This is a genomic window from Streptomyces sp. NPDC049597, assembly GCF_040675505.1.
Classification (GTDB): Bacteria; Actinomycetota; Actinomycetes; order Streptomycetales; family Streptomycetaceae; genus Streptomyces.
In genome coordinates this window covers 151,326-172,843 of sequence record NZ_JBFAOY010000003.1, presented here as the reverse complement: position 1 = coordinate 172,843, position 21,518 = coordinate 151,326, and the positions used below count along the sequence as shown (strand labels likewise).

General features: G+C 72.8%; 23 protein-coding genes and 7 tRNA genes. 19 read left to right on the top strand and 11 right to left on the bottom strand.

Going from position 1 to position 21,518, the window contains the following annotated elements:
* Positions 1-32 precede the first annotated feature (32 nt).
* Together cobA and AB0K02_RS06110 are read left to right on the top strand one after the other, a co-directional pair.
* A complete protein-coding gene (gene cobA, locus AB0K02_RS06115; protein WP_365991149.1) occupies positions 33-1,262 on the top strand; it encodes a uroporphyrinogen-III C-methyltransferase in 1,230 nt (409 codons plus the stop codon).
* 64 nt (positions 1,263-1,326) lie between these two features.
* Positions 1,327-2,145 carry an RNA methyltransferase gene (locus AB0K02_RS06110; protein WP_365991148.1) on the top strand — a complete coding sequence of 273 codons (819 nt, stop codon included), beginning with the start codon at positions 1,327-1,329 and terminating at the stop codon, positions 2,143-2,145.
* A gap of 1 nt (position 2,146) precedes the next feature.
* Here the strand turns inward: AB0K02_RS06110 and AB0K02_RS06105 are convergent, their stop codons facing one another.
* On the bottom strand, positions 2,147-3,346 hold the full coding sequence (locus tag AB0K02_RS06105) for a protein kinase (RefSeq protein WP_365991147.1): 1,200 nt from the start codon (positions 3,344-3,346) through the stop codon (positions 2,147-2,149).
* 230 nt (positions 3,347-3,576) lie between these two features.
* On the opposite strand from AB0K02_RS06105, the gene AB0K02_RS06100 reads away from it, so the two are divergent.
* The 4 genes from AB0K02_RS06100 to AB0K02_RS06085 all read left to right on the top strand — a co-directional run bounded on the left by AB0K02_RS06100 (position 3,577) and on the right by AB0K02_RS06085 (position 5,806).
* Positions 3,577-3,840 (top strand): hypothetical protein, encoded by a 264-nt coding sequence (locus tag AB0K02_RS06100; RefSeq protein WP_365991146.1) that lies wholly within the window; start codon positions 3,577-3,579, stop codon positions 3,838-3,840.
* A gap of 188 nt (positions 3,841-4,028) precedes the next feature.
* A complete protein-coding gene (locus AB0K02_RS06095) occupies positions 4,029-4,211 on the top strand; it encodes a hypothetical protein (RefSeq protein ID WP_365991145.1) in 183 nt (60 codons plus the stop codon).
* 235 nt (positions 4,212-4,446) lie between these two features.
* Positions 4,447-5,448, top strand: a complete 1,002-nt coding sequence (locus AB0K02_RS06090) for an aminoglycoside phosphotransferase family protein (RefSeq protein ID WP_365991144.1) — start codon at positions 4,447-4,449, stop codon at positions 5,446-5,448.
* A 67-nt stretch (positions 5,449-5,515) separates the two neighbouring features.
* Entirely contained in the window at positions 5,516-5,806 is a 291-nt protein-coding gene (locus AB0K02_RS06085; protein WP_177153633.1) for a zf-TFIIB domain-containing protein, read from the top strand.
* Between the two features lie 178 nt (positions 5,807-5,984).
* Here the strand turns inward: AB0K02_RS06085 and AB0K02_RS06080 are convergent.
* The 5 genes from AB0K02_RS06080 to AB0K02_RS06060 form a co-directional block, all read right to left on the bottom strand.
* Positions 5,985-6,056: transfer RNA gene (locus AB0K02_RS06080), tRNA-Val, on the bottom strand.
* A 39-nt stretch (positions 6,057-6,095) separates the two neighbouring features.
* Positions 6,096-6,167: transfer RNA gene (locus tag AB0K02_RS06075), tRNA-Val, on the bottom strand.
* A 19-nt stretch (positions 6,168-6,186) separates the two neighbouring features.
* Positions 6,187-6,258 (bottom strand) — tRNA-Val (locus AB0K02_RS06070).
* Position 6,259: 1 nt separating this feature from the next.
* Positions 6,260-6,333: transfer RNA gene (locus tag AB0K02_RS06065), tRNA-Cys, on the bottom strand.
* A gap of 35 nt (positions 6,334-6,368) precedes the next feature.
* Positions 6,369-6,441, bottom strand: a tRNA-Gly gene (locus AB0K02_RS06060).
* Positions 6,442-6,630: 189 nt separating this feature from the next.
* Between AB0K02_RS06060 and AB0K02_RS06055 the strand changes: the two genes are divergently transcribed.
* The 3 genes from AB0K02_RS06055 to AB0K02_RS06045 are packed head-to-tail and all read left to right on the top strand — an operon-like array spanning position 6,631 to position 9,418.
* The gene (locus tag AB0K02_RS06055; protein ID WP_365991143.1) at positions 6,631-7,689 is read left to right on the top strand and encodes a chorismate-binding protein; all 1,059 of its coding nucleotides are present in this window, start codon (positions 6,631-6,633) and stop codon (positions 7,687-7,689) included.
* The gene (locus AB0K02_RS06050) at positions 7,686-8,516 is read left to right on the top strand and encodes an aminodeoxychorismate lyase (RefSeq protein WP_365991142.1); all 831 of its coding nucleotides are present in this window, start codon (positions 7,686-7,688) and stop codon (positions 8,514-8,516) included. Before AB0K02_RS06055 ends, AB0K02_RS06050 begins: the two co-directional genes overlap by 4 nt.
* Positions 8,517-8,575: 59 nt before the next feature.
* On the top strand, positions 8,576-9,418 hold the full coding sequence (locus AB0K02_RS06045) for a GNAT family N-acetyltransferase (RefSeq protein ID WP_365991141.1): 843 nt from the start codon (positions 8,576-8,578) through the stop codon (positions 9,416-9,418).
* A gap of 10 nt (positions 9,419-9,428) precedes the next feature.
* Here AB0K02_RS06045 and AB0K02_RS06040 read toward each other — a convergent pair whose 3' ends face one another.
* Positions 9,429-9,953 (bottom strand): DsbA family protein, encoded by a 525-nt coding sequence (locus AB0K02_RS06040; protein ID WP_365991140.1) that lies wholly within the window; start codon positions 9,951-9,953, stop codon positions 9,429-9,431.
* Between the two features lie 166 nt (positions 9,954-10,119).
* Between AB0K02_RS06040 and AB0K02_RS06035 the strand changes: the two genes are divergently transcribed.
* Together AB0K02_RS06035 and AB0K02_RS06030 are read left to right on the top strand one after the other, a co-directional pair.
* Entirely contained in the window at positions 10,120-10,545 is a 426-nt protein-coding gene (locus AB0K02_RS06035; protein ID WP_365991139.1) for a hypothetical protein, read from the top strand.
* Between the two features lie 83 nt (positions 10,546-10,628).
* The gene (locus tag AB0K02_RS06030) at positions 10,629-10,829 is read left to right on the top strand and encodes a hypothetical protein (RefSeq protein ID WP_365991270.1); all 201 of its coding nucleotides are present in this window, start codon (positions 10,629-10,631) and stop codon (positions 10,827-10,829) included.
* A gap of 59 nt (positions 10,830-10,888) precedes the next feature.
* Here AB0K02_RS06030 and AB0K02_RS06025 read toward each other — a convergent pair whose 3' ends face one another.
* Both AB0K02_RS06025 and AB0K02_RS06020 read right to left on the bottom strand, forming a co-directional pair.
* Positions 10,889-11,446: a CGNR zinc finger domain-containing protein gene (locus AB0K02_RS06025; RefSeq protein WP_365991138.1), complete on the bottom strand. Its 558-nt coding sequence runs from the start codon at positions 11,444-11,446 to the stop codon at positions 10,889-10,891.
* Between the two features lie 192 nt (positions 11,447-11,638).
* On the bottom strand, positions 11,639-12,052 hold the full coding sequence (locus AB0K02_RS06020; RefSeq protein ID WP_003959770.1) for an SsgA family sporulation/cell division regulator: 414 nt from the start codon (positions 12,050-12,052) through the stop codon (positions 11,639-11,641).
* 190 nt (positions 12,053-12,242) lie between these two features.
* Here AB0K02_RS06020 and AB0K02_RS06015 point away from each other — a divergent pair, with 190 nt between their 5' ends.
* Both AB0K02_RS06015 and AB0K02_RS06010 read left to right on the top strand, forming a co-directional pair.
* On the top strand, positions 12,243-12,734 hold the full coding sequence (locus tag AB0K02_RS06015; protein WP_365991137.1) for a TIGR02611 family protein: 492 nt from the start codon (positions 12,243-12,245) through the stop codon (positions 12,732-12,734).
* A 54-nt stretch (positions 12,735-12,788) separates the two neighbouring features.
* Positions 12,789-12,860, top strand: a tRNA-Val gene (locus AB0K02_RS06010).
* 47 nt (positions 12,861-12,907) lie between these two features.
* Here the strand turns inward: AB0K02_RS06010 and AB0K02_RS06005 are convergent.
* A complete protein-coding gene (locus AB0K02_RS06005; protein WP_365991136.1) occupies positions 12,908-15,388 on the bottom strand; it encodes a hypothetical protein in 2,481 nt (826 codons plus the stop codon).
* Positions 15,389-15,490: 102 nt separating this feature from the next.
* Here AB0K02_RS06005 and AB0K02_RS06000 point away from each other — a divergent pair, with 102 nt between their 5' ends.
* Both AB0K02_RS06000 and AB0K02_RS05995 read left to right on the top strand, forming a co-directional pair.
* Positions 15,491-15,937: an SRPBCC family protein gene (locus tag AB0K02_RS06000; RefSeq protein ID WP_365991135.1), complete on the top strand. Its 447-nt coding sequence runs from the start codon at positions 15,491-15,493 to the stop codon at positions 15,935-15,937.
* Between the two features lie 39 nt (positions 15,938-15,976).
* Positions 15,977-16,048: transfer RNA gene (locus tag AB0K02_RS05995), tRNA-Val, on the top strand.
* 59 nt (positions 16,049-16,107) lie between these two features.
* Here the strand turns inward: AB0K02_RS05995 and AB0K02_RS05990 are convergent.
* Complete coding sequence (locus AB0K02_RS05990) at positions 16,108-16,833, bottom strand: 3'-5' exonuclease (RefSeq protein ID WP_365991134.1); 726 nt, start codon at positions 16,831-16,833, stop codon at positions 16,108-16,110.
* Positions 16,834-16,955: 122 nt separating this feature from the next.
* Between AB0K02_RS05990 and AB0K02_RS05985 the strand changes: the two genes are divergently transcribed.
* From AB0K02_RS05985 to AB0K02_RS05970, 4 genes are all read left to right on the top strand, one after another.
* Positions 16,956-17,546, top strand: a complete 591-nt coding sequence (locus tag AB0K02_RS05985) for a DUF4365 domain-containing protein (RefSeq protein ID WP_365991133.1) — start codon at positions 16,956-16,958, stop codon at positions 17,544-17,546.
* On the top strand, positions 17,543-18,793 hold the full coding sequence (locus tag AB0K02_RS05980; RefSeq protein WP_365991132.1) for a hypothetical protein: 1,251 nt from the start codon (positions 17,543-17,545) through the stop codon (positions 18,791-18,793). Before AB0K02_RS05985 ends, AB0K02_RS05980 begins: the two co-directional genes overlap by 4 nt.
* A gap of 105 nt (positions 18,794-18,898) precedes the next feature.
* Positions 18,899-20,875: a threonine--tRNA ligase gene (thrS, locus tag AB0K02_RS05975; protein WP_365991131.1), complete on the top strand. Its 1,977-nt coding sequence runs from the start codon at positions 18,899-18,901 to the stop codon at positions 20,873-20,875.
* Positions 20,876-20,946: 71 nt separating this feature from the next.
* The gene (locus AB0K02_RS05970) at positions 20,947-21,504 is read left to right on the top strand and encodes an HIT domain-containing protein (RefSeq protein ID WP_365991130.1); all 558 of its coding nucleotides are present in this window, start codon (positions 20,947-20,949) and stop codon (positions 21,502-21,504) included.
* Positions 21,505-21,518 lie beyond the last annotated feature (14 nt).

Genomic DNA, 21,518 nt, shown 5'->3' with positions numbered 1-21,518 from the left:
CACGCACCACCCGCACGAGGAGCCGCACCGCCATGCCCGAGCCCGCCGAGCACCCCGCCTACCCCGTCGGACTGCGCCTGACCGGGCGGCGCGTCGTCGTCATCGGCGGCGGCCAGGTCGCCCAGCGCCGCCTCCCGGCCCTCGTCGCGGCCGGTGCCGACGTCATGCTGATCTCACCGTCCGCGACCCCGTCCGTCGAGGCGATGGCGGAGTCGGGCGAGATCACCTGGACGCGGCGGCGGTACGAGGACGGGGACATCGCCGACGCCTGGTACGCGCTCGTCGCCACCAGCGACCCCGACGCCAACGCCCGCGCGTCCGCCGAGGCCGAGCGCACCAAGACCTGGTGCGTACGCAGCGACGACGCCGAGGCCGCCACCGCGTGGACGCCGGCCACCGGCCGCAGCGAGGGCGTCACGGTCGCCGTGCTCACCGGCCGCGACCCGCGCCGCTCGGCGGCTGTGCGGGACGCCATCGTCGAGGGCCTGCGCGACGGCAGCATCGCCGCACCCCACCGGCGCACCCGCGCCCCGTTCGTCGCCCTCGTCGGCGGCGGCCCCGGCGATCCGGACCTGATCACCGTGCGCGGCCGGCGTCTGCTCGCCGACGCCGACGTCGTCATCGCCGACCGCCTCGGACCGCGCGACCTGCTCGACGAACTCCCGCCGCACGTCGAGGTGATCGACGCGGCCAAGATCCCGTACGGCCGCTTCATGGCCCAGGAGGCCATCAACAACGCGCTCATCGAGCACGCGAAGGCCGGCAAGTCCGTCGTACGGCTCAAGGGCGGCGACCCGTTCGTCTTCGGCCGCGGCATGGAGGAGGCGCAGGCCCTTGCCGAGGCGGGCATCCCCTGCACGGTCGTGCCGGGCATCTCCAGCTCGATCTCGGTGCCGTCGGCGGCGGGCATCCCGGTCACCCACCGGGGTGTCGCCCACGAGTTCACCGTGGTCAGCGGGCACGTCGCGCCCGACGACCCGCGATCGCTCGTCGACTGGCAGTCCCTGGCCAAGCTGACCGGGACCCTCGTGATCCTCATGGGGGTCGACAAGATCGGCGCCATCGCCCAGGCGCTCGTCACCCACGGCAAGGCGCCCGAGACCCCGGTCGCCCTGGTGCAGGAGGGCACGACCGCCGCCCAGCGCCGCGTCGACGCGACGCTCGCCACGGTCGCCGAGGCCGTCCGGACGCACGAGGTGCGGCCGCCGGCCGTCATCGTCATCGGAGATGTCGTCGGCGTCGGCGTCCCGCCGATCACGTGACCAGCGGTGACAGAAGTCCGCGCGAGCCGTTGGCACCGCACCACCGAGAAGGCAGTATCACCCCGTGGCTGAACTCATCACCGTCGACGACCCCGACGACCCGCGCCTGGCCGACTATACCGGCCTGACGGACGTCGAACTGCGGCGCAGGCGCGAGCCCGCCGAGGGGCTGTTCATCGCCGAGGGCGAGAAGGTGATCCGCAGAGCCCGGCAGGCCGGCTACGAGATGCGGTCGATGCTGCTGTCCGCCAAGTGGGTCGACGTCATGCGCGACGTCATCGACGAGGTCCCCGCGCCCGTGTACGCCGTCGACCCGGCCCTGGCCGAAAGGGTCACCGGCTACCACGTGCACCGCGGCGCGCTCGCCTCCATGCAGCGCAAGCCCCTGCCGACGGCCGGGGAACTGCTCGGCACGGCCCGCAGGGTGGCCGTCATGGAGTCGGTCAACGACCACACCAACATCGGCGCCATATTCCGCAGCGCCGCCGCCCTCGGGATGGACGCCGTGCTCCTTTCCCCGGACTGCGCGGACCCGCTCTACCGGCGTTCCGTGAAGGTGTCCATGGGCGCCGTCTTCTCGGTCCCCTACGCCCGCCTCGACAGCTGGCCGAAGGGCCTCGAAGCGGTCCGCGAGGCCGGGTTCAGGCTGCTCGCCCTCACGCCCGACGAGAAGGCGTCCTCGATCGACGAGGCGGCCCCGCACCGGCTGGAGCGGGTCGCCCTCATGCTGGGCGCCGAGGGCGAGGGCCTGTCGGCCAGGGCGCTGAGGGCCGCCGACGAGTGGGTACGCATCCCCATGGCGCACGGAGTCGACTCGCTCAACGTGGGCGCGGCGGCCGCGGTCGCGTTCTACGCGGTGGCGACCGGGCGCCCCGGAGCCTGACCTACAGCTGCTGCGCGGCGGCGATGCCCAGCGCCACGATCAGCGTCACCACGAAGAAGACGACGATCCGCTGCCGCAGCAGCCGCGGATTGGCGGGCCGCCGGCCGGCCGACGTCGTACGCACCCCCGGTCGCGTGCCGTTCTGACGGCCGTTCGTCCTGCCGTTGGTCCTGCCGTTCGTACGGCCCGTGCCGCGCCCGGTGTTGCGGGCCTGCGGCGGCCGGGAGCCGCCGCCCGTGCGGGACGGCGGCTGCGGCCGCTGCGCCGACGAGCCGCCCGTACGCCGTTCCAGGCGCTCCGTGCGCTCGGTGTAGCGCGAGGTCGGCCGGTCGATCTCCACCCGTTCCCGCTGCACCGGCGGCCGCACCTCGTGCAGGCCCTGCGCCTCCCTGGCGGCGATCTCCTTGAGACGCATGGACAGCTGCAGTGTGCTCGGCCGTTCCTCGGGGTCCTTCTCCAGGCAGGCGGCCACCAGCGGGGCCAGCGCGTCATGCACACCGTGCAACTGCGGCTCCTCGTGCACCACGCGGTACAGCATCACCTCGGAACTGCCGTGGCCGAAGGGAGAGTCGCCCATCGCCGCGTACGCGAGGGTCGCACCGAGCGCGAAGACGTCCGTGGCGGGCGTGACGACGGCGCCGCGCACCTGTTCGGGCGCCAGGAAGCCGGGGGAGCCCACCGCCGTGCCGACGTGCGTGAGCGTGCTGGCGCCGGTGGCCCAGGCGATGCCGAAGTCGATGATCCGGGGCCCCTTGGGCGACAGCAGGATGTTCGACGGCTTCAGGTCCCGGTGGACCACGCCGGCCTCGTGGACGGCGACGAGCCCCTCCGAGAGCGCCGCCCCGACGGCGGCGACGTCCGCGGCCCGCAACGGGCCCTCCTCGGCCACCTTGTCGTGCAGGGACGGGCCGGGGACGTACTGCGTGGCGAACCAGGGGCGGTCCGCCTCCAGGTCCGCGGCCACCAGCCGGGCCGTACAGCCGCCGCGGATGCGCCGCGCCGCCGAGACCTCCCGGGCGAACCGCGACCGGAACTCCTGGTCCTCCGCGAGATCCGGCCGGATCACCTTCAGCGCGACCCGCTGGCCGCGGCGGTCGGACCCCAGATAGACGACACCCATGCCGCCCGCGCCGAGCCGCCGGTGAATCCTGAACGAGCCGACGACACGCGGGTCCTCGCGCCGGAGCCGCATCATCGCCATTGTCCGTCCCCTACCTACGGTGGGAGGCCCCACCCCGCTGCCCGGTCGTCCGTTTGACGTGGCACAGCTTACGTATCGCCGCGCCGGTGTGCTCATAGGCCGCGCCCTCGCGCCCGGATCGATTGTCAGTGCCGGATGGGAAACTTGAGGAGTGGTCAGGGGCGGCCGGGTCCGCCGCCCCTGACCCGTGCGTGATCTCAACGGTCAGTCGCAGAAGGGGGATTGGATCGATGAAGGGCGACCGGGTGGAAATCGTCGTCGACGCGGGAGACACGACGCGTACCTACGAAGTGGTGGCAAGCCGGGCGGGCCGCCGGGTGGAGACGGCCGTGCGCAGAGGGGTGGTGGAAGTGAGCGAAGTCACCAGGTCGGGCACGGTCGTGCGCACGGCGCGCTTCATGGCCAACCGTGTGCTGGCGCTCGTCGAGCAGCCGGTTCCGCGCGACGACGCCGCCGACGGGGAGCGCCCCCTCCGGGATGACCCCACGTCGTAGGCCCCGATCTCCACCCAGGGGAGTACATGACCGGGCGGCGGCTCATCCTCCGGGAGGCCCGGCAATCGGTACGCGGGCATGACGTCCGGACCCCGCCGTTTCCCTAGTGTTGAGGTCAAGCGGCGGGTGCAGCACTCGTCCCCCGAGGTCAACCACCCGCCGCTGCCAACCACGACAGGAGAGGGACCATGGCGGACACGGCATCGCGCAAGGCCCACGCCGGGCTCGGCGTCCGTCCTTGCGGCACGCGCCACCCGCTGGTGGCGACGGCCATGGTCCTTCCCCTCGCGGCACTGCTGGTGGTCGTTTTCGGCGGCTGGGAAGCGGTGGTCACACAGGCGTCGTCCGTGGGCGTGATGCTGGGGCGCTGAGGAGCGCCCCGGGCCCGGAAGAGCGGTCCGGGTCGGGGACATCCGGCCAACAACCCCGTGGGGACGGGGGTGCGGCGGACGGCAGCGTTTGGCCGGTCAGCTGGGGAGCTGACCGGCCATCGCGCATGAAATGACGAGCGGCATCGGGCCCCTCCGGGCGCGGGGCCCCGCATCCGGAAGAGGGGCGGGGCGGACAAGCCGCGTGCGGCGGCCCGTCCCGATTACGCTCCACGACGTGACCGCCCCACTCGTCCGCATCCTGGCCACCGTCGCCCGCGACGCCGCCCACCTCGCCGCCCCTGGTGGCGCTCCCTGCCCGGCCTGCGGCGCCGGAGGCGCCCCCATGGACGGCGAGACGCTCGCCGATCGCCCGGACGGCACCGTCGTGCGGCACGGCGAGGCCGTCGCCAAGGCGCACGCCGCCGAGACCGACCCGGTTGCCCACCACGCCCGTCTCGCCCTGGCCGCCCACCCGGCGCTGGCGGGCATCCTCCTGCCGCCGCTGCCGCCTCCAGCGCGTGTCCTCCCGCAGTTCCGCCCCGTCACCGCGTGGCCCTACGGCGTCCCCGTCGACCCCACGGACCCCGACGCCGCCCCCTGGGAGGAGACGGGCACCCTCCTCGCCCGGCTGCACCGGGTGGAGACGGGCGGCCTTCCCGGCCCGCTGCCACCCATGCGCGGCCCCGTCAAGGCCGCGGCCGCCATGGCGCGCATGGAGGCCGCCGCGGCCGGCCACCCCGCCGCGCCCGCGGTCCGGCGCGCCTGGGAGCGCCTCCCCGCGTGGGCCAGGGGAGAGGCCCTCTCCGGCTCGCCGGACCATCGCCCCCGGACCTTGTGCCACGGCGACCTGCACCTCGGCCAGCTCGTACGCCACCCCGCCCCCGACGGCCCCTGGCTGCTCATCGACGTCGACGACCTCGGACTCGGCGACCCCGCCTGGGACCTGGCCCGCCCCGCGGCCTGGTACGCGTCCGGAATCCTGCCCCCGCAGATCTGGCAGCGCTTCCTCGGCGCCTACACGGCCGCGCACGGACCCGCGGTCCCGCCCCACTGCGACGACCCCTGGCCCCAACTCGACGTGCCCGCCCGGACGCTCACCGTCCAGACCGCCGCGCTCGCCCTCGCGAAATGCGCCGCCGAAGGCCGGCGACCGGACGGCGTGGAAAGCGCGGTGATCGACACTTGTACCCGAATCGGCACACTGCCACCCGAGTTGGCGTGCGAATCCTCGTCGTAGGGTGAAGTCCTCGTCGCCGGGCATGCATCCGGCGACGTCGACCGAACGGCGAGAGGCTGGGCAGACGATGCAGTGTCCCAAGTGCCATGCAGCGATGCACACGTACAACCGAAACGGGGTCCAGATCGAGCAGTGCAGCGGCTGCCGCGGGATATTCCTCGACTACGGCGAGCTGGAGTCGCTGACCCGGCTCGAGTCCCAGTGGGTGCAGCAGGCGCCGCCCCCGCCGCCGGCCCCGCAGGCGTACCCGGCCGCTCCCGCCCCGGCCGCGCCGGCCTGGGGAGCCCCGCACCACGGCGGACACCACGGCGGGCACTACCGCCAGCGCAGCTTCGGCAGGATGCTCTTCTCGTCCTGAACGGCTCCCCGGCACGAGTCCCTCCGCACGGCTGACCACGGCCGTCACCGCCGGCCCGGGCGCGCCCGGAGCGTCCCGGCCGGCGGCCTGAGGGGGCACCGGCAGGGAACGGCCGGCGGACCACGCACCCCGCACACGACGAAGCCCCGGCCGTCGAGACGGCCGGGGCTTCGGACGGTGCGCGATACTGGGATTGAACCAGTGACCTCTTCCGTGTCAGGGAAGCGCTCTCCCGCTGAGCTAATCGCGCAGGTCACCGCATGACTGCGGCGTACTGCGAGGTGCTGCGTGCGCGATACTGGGATTGAACCAGTGACCTCTTCCGTGTCAGGGAAGCGCTCTCCCGCTGAGCTAATCGCGCGGGGATCCTTGCGGACCAGTGGACGATACTGGGATTGAACCAGTGACCTCTTCCGTGTCAGGGAAGCGCTCTCCCGCTGAGCTAATCGTCCATGGAGGTGGAGACGGGATTTGAACCCGTGTAGACGGCTTTGCAGGCCGTTGCCTCGCCTCTCGGCCACTCCACCCGGAGTGCGGGGGTCGGGAAGATCCCCCATTCTCGAGCGGACGACGAGATTCGAACTCGCGACCCTCACCTTGGCAAGGTGATGCTCTACCAACTGAGCCACGTCCGCCTGTCGTTTCCGTTTCGCTTGCGCGTCCCGGCGACGTGTTGAACTCTAGCGGATTCCTGGGCCAGCACAAAAACGCGTTTGTGCAGCGTGCTGAGGTGTGTGCGCGTCGCGGCAGCTCATCGGCGGCTCGGCGGCGGCCGACCGGCCGCTCTTCACCACCCCATCCCCGCCGGTCATAGACTCACAGACGTGCACGCCCTCGCTCCTCTGGCCCGCTTCGGCCCCCTCGTCGCCACCGACCTCCGGGACGTCACCAGCGACCCCTCCGCTCTGGACTCCTCCGGGTTCTGGGCCGTCGCCGCGGACTTCGAGGGGCGGCTGACCTGCGCCCGCTTCGGCGACGTCCGTACGGAGCCGGTGCCCGACCCCGTGCCCGGACGGTGGCGGGGCCCGGCCGCCGGGGACTGGACCTCGTCGCTGGACCGCGCCTCCTACACGGCCGGTGTGCGGCGCATCCGCGAGCACATCGCGGCCGGCGAGGTGTACCAGGCGAACCTGTGCCGGGTGCTCTCCGCGCCGCTGCCCGACCCGGACGACGCCGACGTCGACGAGCTCACCGCGCTGCTGGCCCGCGGCAACCCCGCCCCGTACGCCGGGACGATCCGGCTCCCCGCGCACGGGGTCGAGATCGCCACCGCCTCGCCCGAGCTGTATCTGCGCCGCGCCGGGCGCACCGTCGAGTCGGGACCGATCAAGGGCACCGGCCGGACCGCGGATGACCTGCTCGAGAAGGACCACGCCGAGAACGTGATGATCGTGGACCTCGTCCGCAACGATCTCGGCCGCGTCTGCGCCACCGGCAGTGTGAGCGTGCCCGCACTGTGCGCGGTCGAGCCGCATCCCGGGCTGGTCCACCTCGTCTCCACGGTGCGCGGCGAGCTGACCCCGGAGGCGGGCTGGAGCGAGCTGCTCGCGGCCACGTTCCCGCCCGGGTCGGTCACCGGCGCCCCCAAGTCCAGCGCGCTGAAGATCATCGAGGCGCTGGAGACCTCGCCCCGCGGCCCGTACTGCGGAGGCATCGGCTGGGTCGACGCCGACCGCGGCACCGGTGAGCTCGCCGTCGGCATACGCACGTTCTGGATCGACCGCCGGGGCGCGGGCGGCCCCGTGCTGCGCTTCGGCACCGGCGCCGGGATCACCTGGGGCTCCGACCCCGAGCGTGAGTGGGACGAGACCGAACTGAAGGCGTCCCGGCTGCTCGCGGTAGCGTCGGGGGCGTACGAGGCAAGCGGAAGGACAGCTGGATGAAGCTCTGGGTCAACGGCGAGCTCAAGGACGCCGAGGACGCCCGGGTGTCGGTCCTCGACCACGGCATGACCGTGGGCGACGGCATCTTCGAGACCGTCAAGGCGGTCCACGGGCAGCCCTTCGCCCTCACCCGCCATCTGGAACGGCTCACGCGCTCGGCCCGCGGCCTCGGTCTGCCCGAGCCCGACCACGACGAGGTGCGCCGCGCCTGTGCCGTCGTCCTCGACGCCAACCCGATGCCGCTCGGGCGCCTGCGCATCACCTACACCGGAGGGCTCTCGCCGCTCGGCTCCGACCGCGGCGACGCCGGCCCGACCCTGGTCGTCGCCCTCGGCGAGAGCCGCCGCAGGCCCGACTCCACCGCCGTGATCACCGTCCCGTGGACGCGCAACGAGCGCGGCGCGCTGACCGGGCTCAAGACCACCTCGTACGCCGAGAACGTCGTCGCCCTGGCGCGGGCGCACCAGCGGGGCGCCTCCGAGGCGCTGTTCGCCAACACCGTCGGACAGCTCTGCGAGGGCACCGGCTCCAACGTCTTCGTGGTCCTCGACGGCGAACTGCACACCCCGCCGGTCTCCTCCGGCTGCCTCGCGGGCATCACCCGCGCCCTGACCGTGGAGTGGACGGGGGCCAAGGAGACGGACCTGCCGCTCGACGTGCTCGACCGGGCCGAGGAGGTCTTCCTGACCTCGACGCTGCGCGACGTGCAGGCCGTCGTCCGCATCGACAGCCGCGAGATCGGGCACGCCCCCGGCCCCGTGACGACGAAGGCGATGCGCGTCTTCGAGGAGCGGGCGGCGGCCGACCCGGACCCGAAGTCCCTGTAGGAGCAGGCCCGTCGGAAAACGTGGTGTCGGACGGCCGCGGGGCAGGTAGAAAGTCCCCGATGACCACAACCCTGCGGCCCACCGGGCCGATTCAGCGCGATGAGTCCGGCGCCGCCTCGCGGGCGTACGACGTCTGTGTGAACGGCCGGCCGGTCGGCTCCGTCCTCCTCGCGACGGACGCCGGGGCCGGTCCCTCGGTCGGCTACGTACGCGCCCTGACCATCGACGACGCGGACCGCCGGCGCGGCCGCGGCACCGTCGCCGCGCTGGCCGCCGAGGAGGTGCTGCGCGGCTGGGGCTGCACCGAGGCCCGCACCTCCGTCCCGGCCGACGCCGCTGCCGCCCTGCGCATGGCCTCGGCCCTCGGCTACGCCGAGCGCGGCCGCAACATGCTCAAGGAGCTGCCGGACGGTCCGCCCCCGCTGCCCGGCGCGGTCGAGGGGCGGCCCATGGCCGAGGACGAGTTCGACGGGTGGCGCTCCAAGGCGGTCGAGCACTACGCCGAGGAGTGGATCGCCAGGGGAGTGCCGCGCGAGGAGGCCCTCACCCGCTCGGAGAACCTCCACCGCACCCTCCTTCCGGAAGGTCTCGCGACGCCGGGCGCCGAGCTGTACTGCCTGGTCGCCGAGGACACCGTGGTGGGACACGTCTGGGTCGCGACGCGGCACGAGGTGCGCCCGGGGGAGCAGGGCGCGTACGTCTTCGACGTCGAGGTGGCCGAGCAGCACCGCGGCAGGGGCTACGGCCGCGCCCTGATGCTGCTCGCCGAGCGCGTCGCCCGTGCCGCCGGCAACACGCTGATCGGTCTGCACGTCTTCGCGGGCAACACCCCGGCGCAGCGCCTCTACGAGTCCCTCGGCTACCGGACCACGCACCACAACTTCGGCAAGCGGCTCCTGTGACCGCGCGTGGCTACGGGGTGTCCGTCCGCTCCCCGAGCAGCCGCTCGGCGATCTCCTCGATCCGGGCCCGGAGCCCCTCCTGGCTCTTTCCGCCGTCGAGACGCTCGCCTCCGATGACGTACGTCGGCGTGCCCGTCACCCCGATCGCCTTGCCCTCGGCCTGATCCGCGTCGACGATCAGGATGTGCCGGCCGTCGATCAGGGCGGTGTCGAACTCCTCGGCGTCCAGGCCCAGTTCTCGCGCCACCTCCAGCAGTACGGGCTCGCCGCGCGCCGCCAGGTCACCGGTGCGCTCCAGCACGGCCTCCGCGTACGGCCAGCCCTTCCCCTGCTCGGCTGCCTCCTCCGCGGCCTGCGCGGCGGCGAAGGCGTGCTTGTGCTTGTCGAGGGGGAAGTGCCGCAGCCGCATTTCCAGCCGGTCGCCGAACCGCGCGCGCAGGGCCCGCAGGTCCTCCAGGGCGGCATGGCAGTCGGGGCACTGGAGCTCGCACCAGACGTCGAGGACGACGGGGCGGGCGGTGGTGGAGTCGCTCATGGGGCCAGTCTTCCAGCCGGCCCCCGGCGCACCCAATCGGGACCACGGGAGGAGGCCGCCCCCGAGATCCCCCTGAGATCGTCCCCGCGCATGGCCCGCGGTCAGCGGGACGGTGCAGGATGGAAGGGACGTAACACCTCGTGCCCGCCGATGCCTGGAGGACCGGATGCTTGCCGAGACCATTTGCTCCGCGGTGTCCGCGGCGGGCCTGGGCATCGCCGCGATCACGGCGTACCGCAGGCGTTTCCTCGCCGCGACCCGCATCGCCGCGTACTCCCTGGTCCCCGTCGGCCTGGTGCTGACCGGGGCCGTCCAGTGGCTCGTGGACACGGCCTTCAGCCCGTCGGCCTGGCTGGGCTTCGGCCTGCTCGGCGGCGCCTGGCTGCTGTTCATGACCACCCGCGCCGTCGAACGGCGCGCCGGAGGCAGCCGCCGCGAGCGCAAGGCCGCCGCCGCGGCGAAGCGCTCCGCCGCCGAGTCCGGCGCGTCCACGCCCGAGCTCGGCGGTGCGCGTCCCTCCGCGGCGCCGAAGCCGACCGCCGCCGACGACTTCAGCGACATCGAGGCGATCCTGAAGAAGCACGGCATCTGAGGCCCTGTCCGCGCGGACAGGGCGCGGCCCGGATGCGGCCGCGTGGCTCCACGGGATGTGATGAACTACCCCGCCGTCGGGGTGTGTTGGTCGATCACGTCCTGGCGCGCTGCGTCATGATCGGCCCCGAGATGCTCGATACCTCCCGGGGCCAGGCCCCCGCACCGACCCCGGAGCCGCGCGGCTGCCTGTTCGCGCTCTCCCAGCCGCCCCTCATGATCTTCCTCGGGGTGATCGGCCTGCTGCTGCTCATGGGCGCGGTGCACGACCTGTTCCTGCTGTGACCCCTCCCGTGCGCTCGGTGGCCGACGACGACCGGGGCGCGCAACAGGCGGGCCACCCGTCAGCCGGCGGCTTCCTTGCGGCGGGCCCGGTAGGCGGCGACGTGCAGCCGGTTCCCGCACGTGCGGCTGTCGCAGTAACGCCGTGACCGGTTGCGCGAGAGGTCGACGAAGGCACGCCCGCAGTCCGGCGCCTCGCAGCGCCGCAGCCGCTCCTGTTCGCCCGCGACGACGATGAACGCCAGCGCCATCCCGCAGTCCGCCGCGAGGTGGTCCGCCACCGAGGCGCCCGGCGCGAAGTAGTGCACGTGCCAGTCGTAGCCGTCGTGGTCGGTGAGCTGCGGCGTCGTACCGGCCGCGGCGACGAGCTGGTTGATCAGTTCCGCCGCGGTACGGCTGTCGGGCGCCGCGAAGACCTCCGCGAAGCGGTCGCGCACGCCCTGCATGGCGGCGAGGTCCTTCTGTCCCAGCTCACCCACGTCGCTGACGTGGTGGCTCCGTACGAACTCGTGGAGCGCCGCGACGTCCGCGAGTCCGTCCTCCTGGTCGCCCTCCGGTGCGGTGTTCACCAGATCGACGACGGTGTCGAGGGCGATACGGGTGTCGTGGGGGATCAGCACGATTCGCTCCCTGGCCGGCCGCGGGCCGGTGCCCGCCGAATTGCGCCGACTCTAGCGGTTCGTGCCGTGATCACAGCAGCGCCGTCGTCACGGTGGATTCCGCGACGACGGCGCAGGTGCCTGGTGTATCGGAGTTCTCCGCGCGGCGCCGTCTCCCCGAGACGGACGGCGCCGGGCGGCTTTTCGCCTGGCTCAGCTTTCGGCCAGGATGTGCGAGAGCTCCGTGTCGAGGTCGAAATGCCGGTGCTCGGTGCCCGGTGGCACCGCGGCGTCCGTCCGCTTGAGGAACGACTCCAGGGCCCGCGCCGGGGCCTCCAGGAGAGCTTCTCCCTCCGGGGAGCTGAGGGCGATGCAGACGACGCCCTGGCCGTGGCTGCGCGACGGCCAGACCCGTACGTCGCCCGTGCCGGTGGGGCGGTGCAGCCCCTCTGCGAGGAGGTCGCGGGCGAAGACCCACTCGACCGTCTCTTCGGCTCCGGTGTGGAAGGTGGCGTGCACGGCGTAGGGATCGGCCGTGTCATACCGCAGGCCCGCGGGTACAGGCAGTGAGGACTCGCTCGATACAACGAGGCGCAGGTGCAGCTCGCAGCTGACCGTGGTGTTCATAAGCGCCAGGGCCTTTCGCTCAGTGTGCGCTCGGGGATTCGCACGTCGGCGAAATCGACATGCCACCTACGGTGCCGTTGTAAACCCGTCTGACCGTTTTGTGATTCCTCGGGTCGCTCGTACGGCCGTGCATTACTTTGTGTTATACGGCCAATCCGGTGACGGTGTTCGATCGGGTAAGTTGGGCGTTATGAATGCGCAGAGTGACGAGCGGGACGAGGCGGTCGCGGGCGCGGCCTCCGCCCCCGCGACGGGGGACGTGACGACGGGCGCGGCGCAGCCGGCCCCGGAGGCGGAGCGGGACGACGAGCGGGAGCTCGGCTCGCGGGCGCCGCACTTCATCAAGCGGTCGAGAACCCTGCACATCAGCTGGCAGGTCGGCGTCTTCGTCGTCGGCCTCGCGGTCGTCGGCGCGGGCGTGGCGATGCTCGTGCTGCCGGGACCCGGCTGGGTCGTGATCTTCGCGGGCATGGCCATCTGGGCCACCGAGTTCGTCTGGGCCCAGCTGGTGCTGCGCTGGACCAAGCGCAAGGTCACCGAGGCCGCCCAGCGCGCGCTCGACCCGAAGGTCCGGCGGCGGAACATCATCCTCACGACCATCGGCCTGGTGATCGTCGCCGTGCTCGTCGGCATCTACCTCTGGAAGTTCGGGTTCGCGATGCCGTGGAAGATCGACGAGTGACCCCGCAGTGGTCCTGGGGACCCGCTGACATGGGGTAATGTTTGCGGTGCGCCCGGGCGATTAGCTCAGTGGGAGAGCGCTTCGTTCACACCGAAGAGGTCACTGGTTCGAACCCAGTATCGCCCACCCGGACCGAAGGCCCCGGAGACACCAGTCTCCGGGGCCTTCGGCGTTCAGCGCATACGCCCCAGGCCCTCCCTGAGCCTGCGCGCGTCCCGCAGCCGCTGCTCGTACGTGGCGCCGACCGCGAGGAGCAGCAGACCCGCCACCGCCGGGGGCAGCCAGCGCGGGAGCGCGTCGACGACCTGGACCACGTACGGGGTGAGCTCGTGGAGGGCGTCCAGCGCCAGCACCGCGCCGCCCAGCACCAGCAGCGCCTGCAGCCGCAGCCGCGCGCCCGCGAGGGTGACCGCGAGCGCGGCGACGCCCAGCAGGAGTGGTCGCAGCCAGTGCTCGTCGCCCCAGGCAGCGAAGAGACTCGGCACGAAGGTCGCGGCGAGGCCGGGACCGTACGACGTCCACGACGACGTCTGCGGGTCCCGTCGGCGGCGCAGCGCGCCGATCACGAGTGCCGGGACCGTGACGGGCAGCGTGTACGCCTCGGGCGAGGCCACCTCGGAGGCGAACAGACGCACCCAGGTCGCGAGCACGAACAGCACCGCCGCGACGTACCCGGCGGCCGGGCGGCGCTCGGCCCGCACCGCCGTGCCCGCGGCGATCACGCCGCACAGGGCCAGCACCAGGGCCAGGGTGGCCAGGTGTCCGGTGGCGAGCAGCACGGCGAGCGCGCCGGCGCCGGCCGCGGTGGCCTCCACCGGCAGGGCCACGGGGTGGCGGCCGAGGCGTGCCCCGGCCAGGGCGGCCGCGGCGGGGACGAGCAGCAGCACGAGGGCCGCGCGGTGCGCAGGCAGCCCGGCGGCGGCCGCGCAGGCCCCGGCGAGGCCGGTCGCGAACACGGTCGCCGCGCAGGCGGCCGCCTGCTGCGCCGGGCCGCGCGCCCGGAACGCCGCGGCGACGAGGGCCGCCGGCAGCACCCCCAGCACGACGAACGTCGCCGGCCGCGTCGCCAGGGAAAGCAGCGCCACGCTCACGGAGCCGGTCAGGCCGCAGGCCAGGGCGGTGTGCGCGACAGGGGCGGTCCTCGTGGCGCCGAGCACGCACAGCGCCACGGCGAGGACCAGCTGCCAGCCGACCGCGACGCCGTACGGCATGTCGAGGACCAGGGGCAGGACCAGCAGCGCGGCCCACCACAGGACCAGGGAGCCGCAGGCCGCCGCGGGACACAGCAGGGCGCGCAGAGCGCCGCCGCGGCCGTCGGTGGCCGTCGGACGGCCACCGGGCGCCGTGTGGTCCGGGGCGGCCCTCGATGCGGTGTCGTCGGCCCGAAGGCGGCGCGCCACCAGCGCCGCCGTCGCAGCAAGGACCGCGAGGACCAGCGGAGCAGCCGGGAGCACGGCGAGCGGCACGGCCGGGGACAGCGCCTCCCGCGTGCCCGCCGGTGCCGTCGACCAGATGTCCGTGACCCGCGTGACGGGGCCCGCCAGCGACACGAGCACCGCAGGCAGCGCCGTCACCGCGGCCGCCGCCTGCACGGCGCCCGACGACCGGACGAGACCTTGCCGCACACGGTCGGGCAGCGACGTGCGGACGACCGCGAGGAGCGCCGTCGCGCACAGGAGGTAGCCCGCGACCGCCCAGCCCTGCGGGACGGCGGTACGGATCATCCCGCCCACGGCCGCGACCGCCGCCAGACCGGCGACCACCGACGCTCCCGGCGCGGCGGCCGGCGAACGCCACGCCGCGCACAGCGCCACCGCCGATGCCGTGAGCATCAGGACCGCCGGACCGGCCGCCTCCCCGGGCGAGCCAGCGGCCACGGAGAGCCACAGGCCGGTCAGCACCGCCACACCGCCCGTGACCGAGGCGGTCACCCAGGCGAACCCGCGCACCACCGACTGCCGACCCCACAGCGCCACCGCGACGTCCGCCACCGCGGTCAGCAGCAGTGCCCACTGCGTCGAAGGCGCGGCCGGACCACCGGCCAGCGCCCACAGCGGCAGCGGCAACTGCGCCGTCACCAGTGCCGTCGGCAGCGGGGCGCGCAGCCGCGGCAGGGCCAGGCCGTACGCGGACCAGAGCCCGGCCAGCACCGCCGACACCCCGGCCGCGTACGCCAGTCCGTCGGTACCGGCCAGGGCGACCCGGTGCACCGCGTACGCGTCCAGCACCATCAGCACCAGCCCCAGCACGCCCACCGACTCGGCCGTCGAGACGAGACCGCGGCGCAGCAGGACCGCCGGCGTGCCGAGGGCCGCCAGCGTGACCGCGCCGAGCACCGCGCTGCGGCCGCCGATGCCCATGTGGCCCCAGCTGACCAGCGTGAACGCGATCGCCGCGACGGCCAGCAGGATGCCGCCGAGCGCCAGCAGCACGTTCTGCACGCTCGGCGGGGACGCCTCGGCGGGCGGCCGCGGGCCGGCCGGCCAGGGACCGGGCGGCGGGGAGGGCGGCTGCGCGGACACGGCGACCGGCGGCTGCAGGGCGGCCAGCAGCCAGCTGCGCCGGGCCAGCAACTGCGCCCGGCGGGCATCCAGTCGACGCAGCTCGCGGTCGAGGACAGCCAGCTCCTCGGCGGGTGTCGGAACGTTCTTCATGGCCGGAAGTGTGGGCCGCGCCACAAGGACCGGACATGGGCGCGCATACTCAGATCCGCGGTGAGTACGCATGCGGCGGTCGCAGCGGGCCAGACTGGGGCCATGGACTGGTGCCGCTACCGCTTCCGCAGTGTCTGGGACCTGCCCGCCGCCCCGCAGGCCGTCTACCGCGTGCTGGAGCGGGCCGAGGAGTACCCGCGGTGGTGGCCGCAGGTGCGTTCCGTCGACGTCGCGGACGAGGAGTCCGGCACCGTCCGCTTCCGCTCCTTCCTCCCTTACGACCTGTGCGTCACCGCGCACGCCGGCCGCCGGGACCCGGCGGCCGGCGTGCTGGAGATCGCGCTGGACGGAGACCTCGCGGGCTGGTCGCGCTGGACCGTGACGGAGCACGGCGCCGGGACGCGGGCCCTGTTCGAGCAGGAGGTCGAGGTGCGCAAGCCGCTGATGAGGCGCCTCGCCGTGCCCTGCCGCCCGGTCTTCAGGGCCAACCACGCGCTGATGATGCGCGGTGGACGACGCGGTCTGGCCGCCTATCTGGAAGCGGTTTGAAGGAAGGTGGCGACGCCCTGTATGGTTCAGTGCGTTCCCGGGCGATTAGCTCAGTGGGAGAGCGCTTCGTTCACACCGAAGAGGTCACTGGTTCGAACCCAGTATCGCCCACCGGGAGAGGCCGGTCCGTCAGCAGGCGGACCGGCCTCACGCGTTCGTGCCGCCGACCGTCACGCCGCCGCGGGCAGGTCCGGGCGCAGCGGCCACGCCGGATCGACCGGCTCCGGGACACCGCTGCGCGCGAACCACGCCTGCAGCCCCCGCGCCTGCGCCGCGTGCCACACCGCCTGAAGCGTGTGCAGCTCCGCGACGGACAACCGCTCAAGCCGCGCCGCGAAGCGCCGCCCCACCGCCCGTACGACCTCCATCGCCGCCAGCGCGTCGGTCGCGGCGTCGTGTGCCCCGTCCAGTGCCACGTCGTAGTGCGCGCACAGGTCGGTGAGCGTACGCCGTCCCTTGCGATAGCGGTCCAGATGCTTGTCCAGCACCCGCGGATCCAGCACGCACAGCGGTACGTTCTCCAGGTAGCGCGCCAGCGACGAGGCCCGGTGACGGCGCAACTCCCGGTCCAGGATGGTCAGATCGAACGGCGCGTTCATCACCACCAGCGGGCGCGACGCCGCGCACTGCTCCGCCAGCGACCTCGCTATCTCCTCCATCACCGGCGCCGGCCAGCGTCCGTTGCGCTGGAGGTGATCGTCCGTCAGGCCGTGCACCTCCGTGGCGGCCGGCGGCACCGGGATCCCCGGATTCACCAACCACCGTGTGATGCGCGGCCGTCCGCCGGGCGTGTCCTGGACGACCACCGCGGCCGACACGATCCGGTCCGCCTCGACGTCCACTCCGGTTGTCTCCGTGTCAAATGCGGCCAGTGGGCCGTCGAACCAGTGCGTCATCCCCGAACTCCTCGCACGTGCCTGGCAGATGGGCGAAGGGCCCTGCCCGAATCGGTGATACCCGGGCTGTTTGCGCCGTACGCCGCGCGGTGACAACACAGGTGACGGGGAAGGAAATTGTCATGGCGCTCGCCCAGCCCGAATCGGGAGGGCTGTCCCCCGCAAGCGGGAGGTGCCCCCAGCCGCAGTGGACCGTTCCGGTGCGCGGAGCGCTCGCCACCACCGCCTGTATGGAGACGCTCCAGGTGGGCTATCTGCACGCGGTCGCCGCCGCGGCGGGCTGCTCACTGTCCCAGCCGTTCCCTGACAACGGCATCGACTGGCACGTGAGCCACAGCTCGGCCCGGCACACGGTCGACGACGAAGTGACCATCAAGGTGCAGCTCAAGTGCACCTATCAGATCCCGCCCCACCCACCGGGACCCGCGTTCTCCTTCACCCTCGACAACGACCACCTGGTGAAGCTCGCCCGCACCCCGGTCTCGGTCCACAAGATCCTCGTCGTCATGCTCGTCCCCCGCACGCAGGACGAGTGGCTGCGCGCCAGCCACGACCGGCTCGACCTCAGGCACTGCTGCTACTGGACCAATCTGGCCGGCCACCCGGTGACGGGCAGGCGCCGGACCACTGTGCGGATCCCGACGACGCGGATCTTCGACGACCGCGCGCTCTGCGAGATCATGGCGCGCGTCGGGGCGGGAGGAAGACCTTGACGCACCGGCCCTTCGACGAGCACCTCCACCGGTTCCCGCAGCCCGGCGGCCGCCCCCAGCCCACGGCCGACCCACCCGGCCCCTGGGGCGCCTTCGTCGAGCCGGATCCCGCGCAGATCGATCCGGCCGTCCTCGGCGCACTCCTCGACCGCCACGGCTGGCGGCGGCGCGGCGGGGCCGCCGGGCGCTACACGCGCTGGACCCCGCCCGGCCCCGCCGCCGGCGGCACCAGCCTCCTCGTGCCCGAGAGCCGCGCCTTTCCCGACTGGGAGGACCTCATCGGCGAAGCCCTCACCGCACTCGCCCGCAGCGCCGCTCCCTCTGCCCGCGACGTCCTCGTCGGGCTCACCGTTCCCAGCGACGAGATCCGCTGGTGGCGCGACATCCCCCAGGGGCCGTCCGGCACCGTCTCGTGGACCGCGCAGGAACAGCTGCGTTCGGCCGCCCGCCAGATGCTGCTGGCCGGCGCCCTCGCCGTACGGGGCCGCGCCGGCTACTACGGCGCCCGGCACCGCAGGCAGGCGCAGGCCCTGCTCGAAGGCGTCCTGGTGGGCCCCGCGCCCGGCGGCCGCTCCCTCACCGCCTTCGTCCCCGTGCAGACCGGCCGCGCGGTCGCCGTGCGGCTCTCGCACGCGCTCCAGGCCACCCGCGAGGCCATCGACTACCAGCGGGCCACGGGCGGCATGGAGGCGTTCGACACCGCGGTGCAGGCAGGCGTCAGCCGCGAGCTGACCGAGGCCGTGATCGCGCTCGTGCGCGGCTCGGAGGGAGCGCGCATCACGCTCGCCTGGTCCCCGGCCGCCGGAGTGCCCCAGGGCTGCGCCGCCCGCATGGAGCCGGTGGAGTTCTCGGCGGGAGACCTTCCCGCGCTGCGCGAGGCGGGCGCCCGCTACCTCCAGGACGAGCCGTCCGTGCCCGTGCGGATCACCGGCGCCGTCGTCCGCATGCGCCGCTCGGGAACGCGAGGCCCGGGCACCGTACGGCTGCGGGTGCTGGCCGGGGCGGAGGTGCCGCACGTGCGGGTGGCGCTGGACGAGGACTCCTACCGCACGGCGGGCCACGCCCATCTGGTCGGACTGCCGATCCGGGTGGTGGGCCGGCTGGAGAGCCGGGGCGGATTCCGGAGGCTGACGGACGCCTCCGCTGTGACGCCGGTGCCCGTCGACGACGCCGAGCGGGACCGGCTGATGAAGTCGCTCCAGGAGAACCTGGACTTCTTCGGGGAAGCGGGGGACGAGGAGGACTGACGCCCGCGGCGACAATCGTTTCGCGAGTGGTCCCTCCGGCTCGGTACGATTCCAGGTGCGCGCGCTGTGCCAGGCCGTGCATCCACCTTCAGTCAGGAGAGACCGGTGTCAGACGTCCGTGTGATCATCCAACGCGATTCCGAGCGGGAAGAGCGCGTGGTGACGACGGGCACTACGGCCGCCGACCTCTTCGCCGGCGAGCGCACGGTCGTCGCCGCCCGCGTCGCCGGAGAGCTGAAGGACCTCGCGTACGAGATCAAGGACGGCGAGGAGGTCGAGCCCGTCGAGATCTCCTCCGAGGACGGCCTGAACATCCTGCGCCACTCCACCGCGCATGTCATGGCCCAGGCCGTGCAGGAGCTGTTCCCCGAGGCCAAGCTCGGCATCGGCCCGCCGGTCAAGGACGGCTTCTACTACGACTTCGACGTCGAGAAGCCGTTCACCCCCGAGGATCTCAAGGCCATCGAGAAGAAGATGCAGGAGATCCAGAAGCGGGGCCAGCGCTTCTCCCGCCGCGTCGTCACCGACGAGGCGGCCCGCGAGGAGCTCGCCGACGAGCCGTACAAGCTGGAGCTGATCGGCCTCAAGGGCTCCGCCTCGCACGACGACGGCGCCGACGTCGAGGTGGGCGCCGGCGAGCTCACCATCTACGACAACCTCGACGCCAAGACGGGCGACCTGTGCTGGAAGGACCTCTGCCGGGGCCCCCACCTGCCCACCACGCGCAACATCCCGGCCTTCAAGCTGATGCGCAACGCCGCCGCATACTGGCGCGGCAGCGAGAAGAACCCGATGCTCCAGCGCATCTACGGCACCGCCTGGCCGTCCAAGGACGAGCTGAAGGCGCACCTGGACTTCCTCGCCGAGGCCGAGAAGCGCGACCACCGCAAGCTCGGCAACGAGCTGGACCTCTTCTCCATCCCGGACCAGATCGGCTCCGGCCTCGCGGTCTTCCACCCCAAGGGCGGCATCATCCGCCGGGTCATGGAGGACTACTCGCGCAAGCGGCACGAGGAGGAGGGCTACGAGTTCGTCTACTCCCCGCACGCCACCAAGGGGAAGCTCTTCGAGACCTCGGGCCACCTCGACTGGTACGCCGAGGGCATGTACCCGCCCATGCAGCTCGACGAGGGCGTGGACTACTACCTCAAGCCCATGAACTGCCCGATGCACAACCTGATCTTCGACGCGCGCGGCCGGTCCTACCGTGAACTGCCGCTGCGCCTCTTCGAGTTCGGGACCGTGTACCGGTACGAGAAGTCCGGCGTCGTGCACGGTCTGACCCGTGCCCGCGGGTTCACCCAGGACGACGCGCACATCTACTGCACCAAGGAGCAGATGGCGGACGAGCTCGACTCGACGCTCACCTTCGTGCTCAATCTGCTCCGCGACTACGGTCTGACCGACTTCTACCTGGAGCTGTCCACCAAGGACCCGGAGAAGTTCGTCGGCAGCGACGAGGTGTGGGAGGAGGCCACCGAGACGCTGCGACAGGTGGCCGAGAAGCAGGGTCTGCCGCTGGTCCCGGACCCGGGCGGTGCCGCCTTCTACGGTCCGAAGATCTCCGTCCAGGCCAAGGACGCGATCGGCCGGACCTGGCAGATGTCGACCGTGCAGCTCGACTTCAACCTGCCGGAGCGTTTCGACCTCGAGTACACGGGCCCCGACGGGACCAAGCACCGCCCGGTCATGATCCACCGTGCCCTGTTCGGCTCGATCGAGCGGTTCTTCGCGGTGCTGCTGGAGCACTACGCGGGCGCGATGCCGCCGTGGCTGGCGCCCGTTCAGGCCGTCGGCATCCCGATCGGTGACGCGCACGTCGAGTACCTGCAGCAGTTCGCGGCGGACGCGAAGAAGAAGGGCCTGCGGGTCGAGGTCGACGCGTCCTCGGACCGGATGCAGAAGAAGATCCGCAACCAGCAGAAGCAGAAGGTCCCCTTCATGATCATCGTCGGCGACGAGGACATGAACGCGGGCACCGTCTCCTTCCGCTACCGCGACGGCTCGCAGGAGAACGGCATCCCGCGCGAGGAGGCCCTGGCCAAGCTCCTCGACGTGGTGGAACGACGGGTCCAGGTCTGACCCGAGCAGGCACGCGAGGGACGGTCCCGGAAGGGGCCGCCCCTCGCCGCATGCCGTCATCAGCGGCGAATATGCTGGCACGCATGACGACTGAGCCGGAGCAGCAGATCGGAGTCGGGACGCCTGACTCGTTCCAGCGCCTGTGGACGCCTCACCGCATGGCGTACATCCAGGGCGAGAACAAGCCGACCGGTCCCGGGGCCGACGACGGCTGCCCGTTCTGCTCGATCCCGTCGAAGTCCGACGAGGACGGTCTGATCATCGCCCGCGGCGAGACGGTCTACGCCGTGCTCAACCTCTACCCCTACAACGGCGGCCACCTGATGGTCGTCCCCTACCGCCACGTCGCCGACTACACCGAGCTGGACGACGCCGAGACCGTCGAGCTCGCCCGGCTGACCAAGCAGGCGATGACCGCCCTGCGGGCGGCCTCCGGCGCCCACGGGTTCAACATCGGCCTCAACCAGGGCAGCGCCGCCGGGGCCGGGATCGCCGCCCACCTGCACCAGCACATCGTGCCCCGGTGGGGCGGCGACACCAACTTCATGCCCGTCATCGGCACGACCAAGGTGCTGCCGCAGCTGCTCGCCGACACCCGCCGGATGCTCGCCGCCGTCTGGCCCGTCTGAGCCGCCCGCACCGG

Bases quoted from the DNA above. Each gene is read 5' to 3' on its own strand.
- cobA (WP_365991149.1), top strand. From the start codon at position 33: ATGCCCGAGCCCGCCGAGCACCCCGCCTACCCCGTCGGACTGCGCCTG.
- AB0K02_RS06105 (WP_365991147.1), bottom strand. From the start codon at position 3,346: ATGGCGATGATGCGGCTCCGGCGCGAGGACCCGCGTGTCGTCGGCTCG.
- AB0K02_RS06100 (WP_365991146.1), top strand. From the start codon at position 3,577: ATGAAGGGCGACCGGGTGGAAATCGTCGTCGACGCGGGAGACACGACG.
- AB0K02_RS06095 (WP_365991145.1), top strand. From the start codon at position 4,029: ATGGCGGACACGGCATCGCGCAAGGCCCACGCCGGGCTCGGCGTCCGT.
- AB0K02_RS06085 (WP_177153633.1), top strand. From the start codon at position 5,516: ATGCAGTGTCCCAAGTGCCATGCAGCGATGCACACGTACAACCGAAAC.
- AB0K02_RS06050 (WP_365991142.1), top strand. From the start codon at position 7,686: ATGAAGCTCTGGGTCAACGGCGAGCTCAAGGACGCCGAGGACGCCCGG.
- AB0K02_RS06045 (WP_365991141.1), top strand. From the start codon at position 8,576: ATGACCACAACCCTGCGGCCCACCGGGCCGATTCAGCGCGATGAGTCC.
- AB0K02_RS06040 (WP_365991140.1), bottom strand. From the start codon at position 9,953: ATGAGCGACTCCACCACCGCCCGCCCCGTCGTCCTCGACGTCTGGTGC.
- AB0K02_RS06035 (WP_365991139.1), top strand. From the start codon at position 10,120: ATGCTTGCCGAGACCATTTGCTCCGCGGTGTCCGCGGCGGGCCTGGGC.
- AB0K02_RS06020 (WP_003959770.1), bottom strand. From the start codon at position 12,052: ATGAACACCACGGTCAGCTGCGAGCTGCACCTGCGCCTCGTTGTATCG.
- AB0K02_RS06015 (WP_365991137.1), top strand. From the start codon at position 12,243: ATGAATGCGCAGAGTGACGAGCGGGACGAGGCGGTCGCGGGCGCGGCC.
- AB0K02_RS06005 (WP_365991136.1), bottom strand. From the start codon at position 15,388: ATGAAGAACGTTCCGACACCCGCCGAGGAGCTGGCTGTCCTCGACCGC.
- AB0K02_RS06000 (WP_365991135.1), top strand. From the start codon at position 15,491: ATGGACTGGTGCCGCTACCGCTTCCGCAGTGTCTGGGACCTGCCCGCC.
- AB0K02_RS05990 (WP_365991134.1), bottom strand. From the start codon at position 16,833: ATGACGCACTGGTTCGACGGCCCACTGGCCGCATTTGACACGGAGACA.
- AB0K02_RS05985 (WP_365991133.1), top strand. From the start codon at position 16,956: ATGGCGCTCGCCCAGCCCGAATCGGGAGGGCTGTCCCCCGCAAGCGGG.
- AB0K02_RS05970 (WP_365991130.1), top strand. From the start codon at position 20,947: ATGCTGGCACGCATGACGACTGAGCCGGAGCAGCAGATCGGAGTCGGG.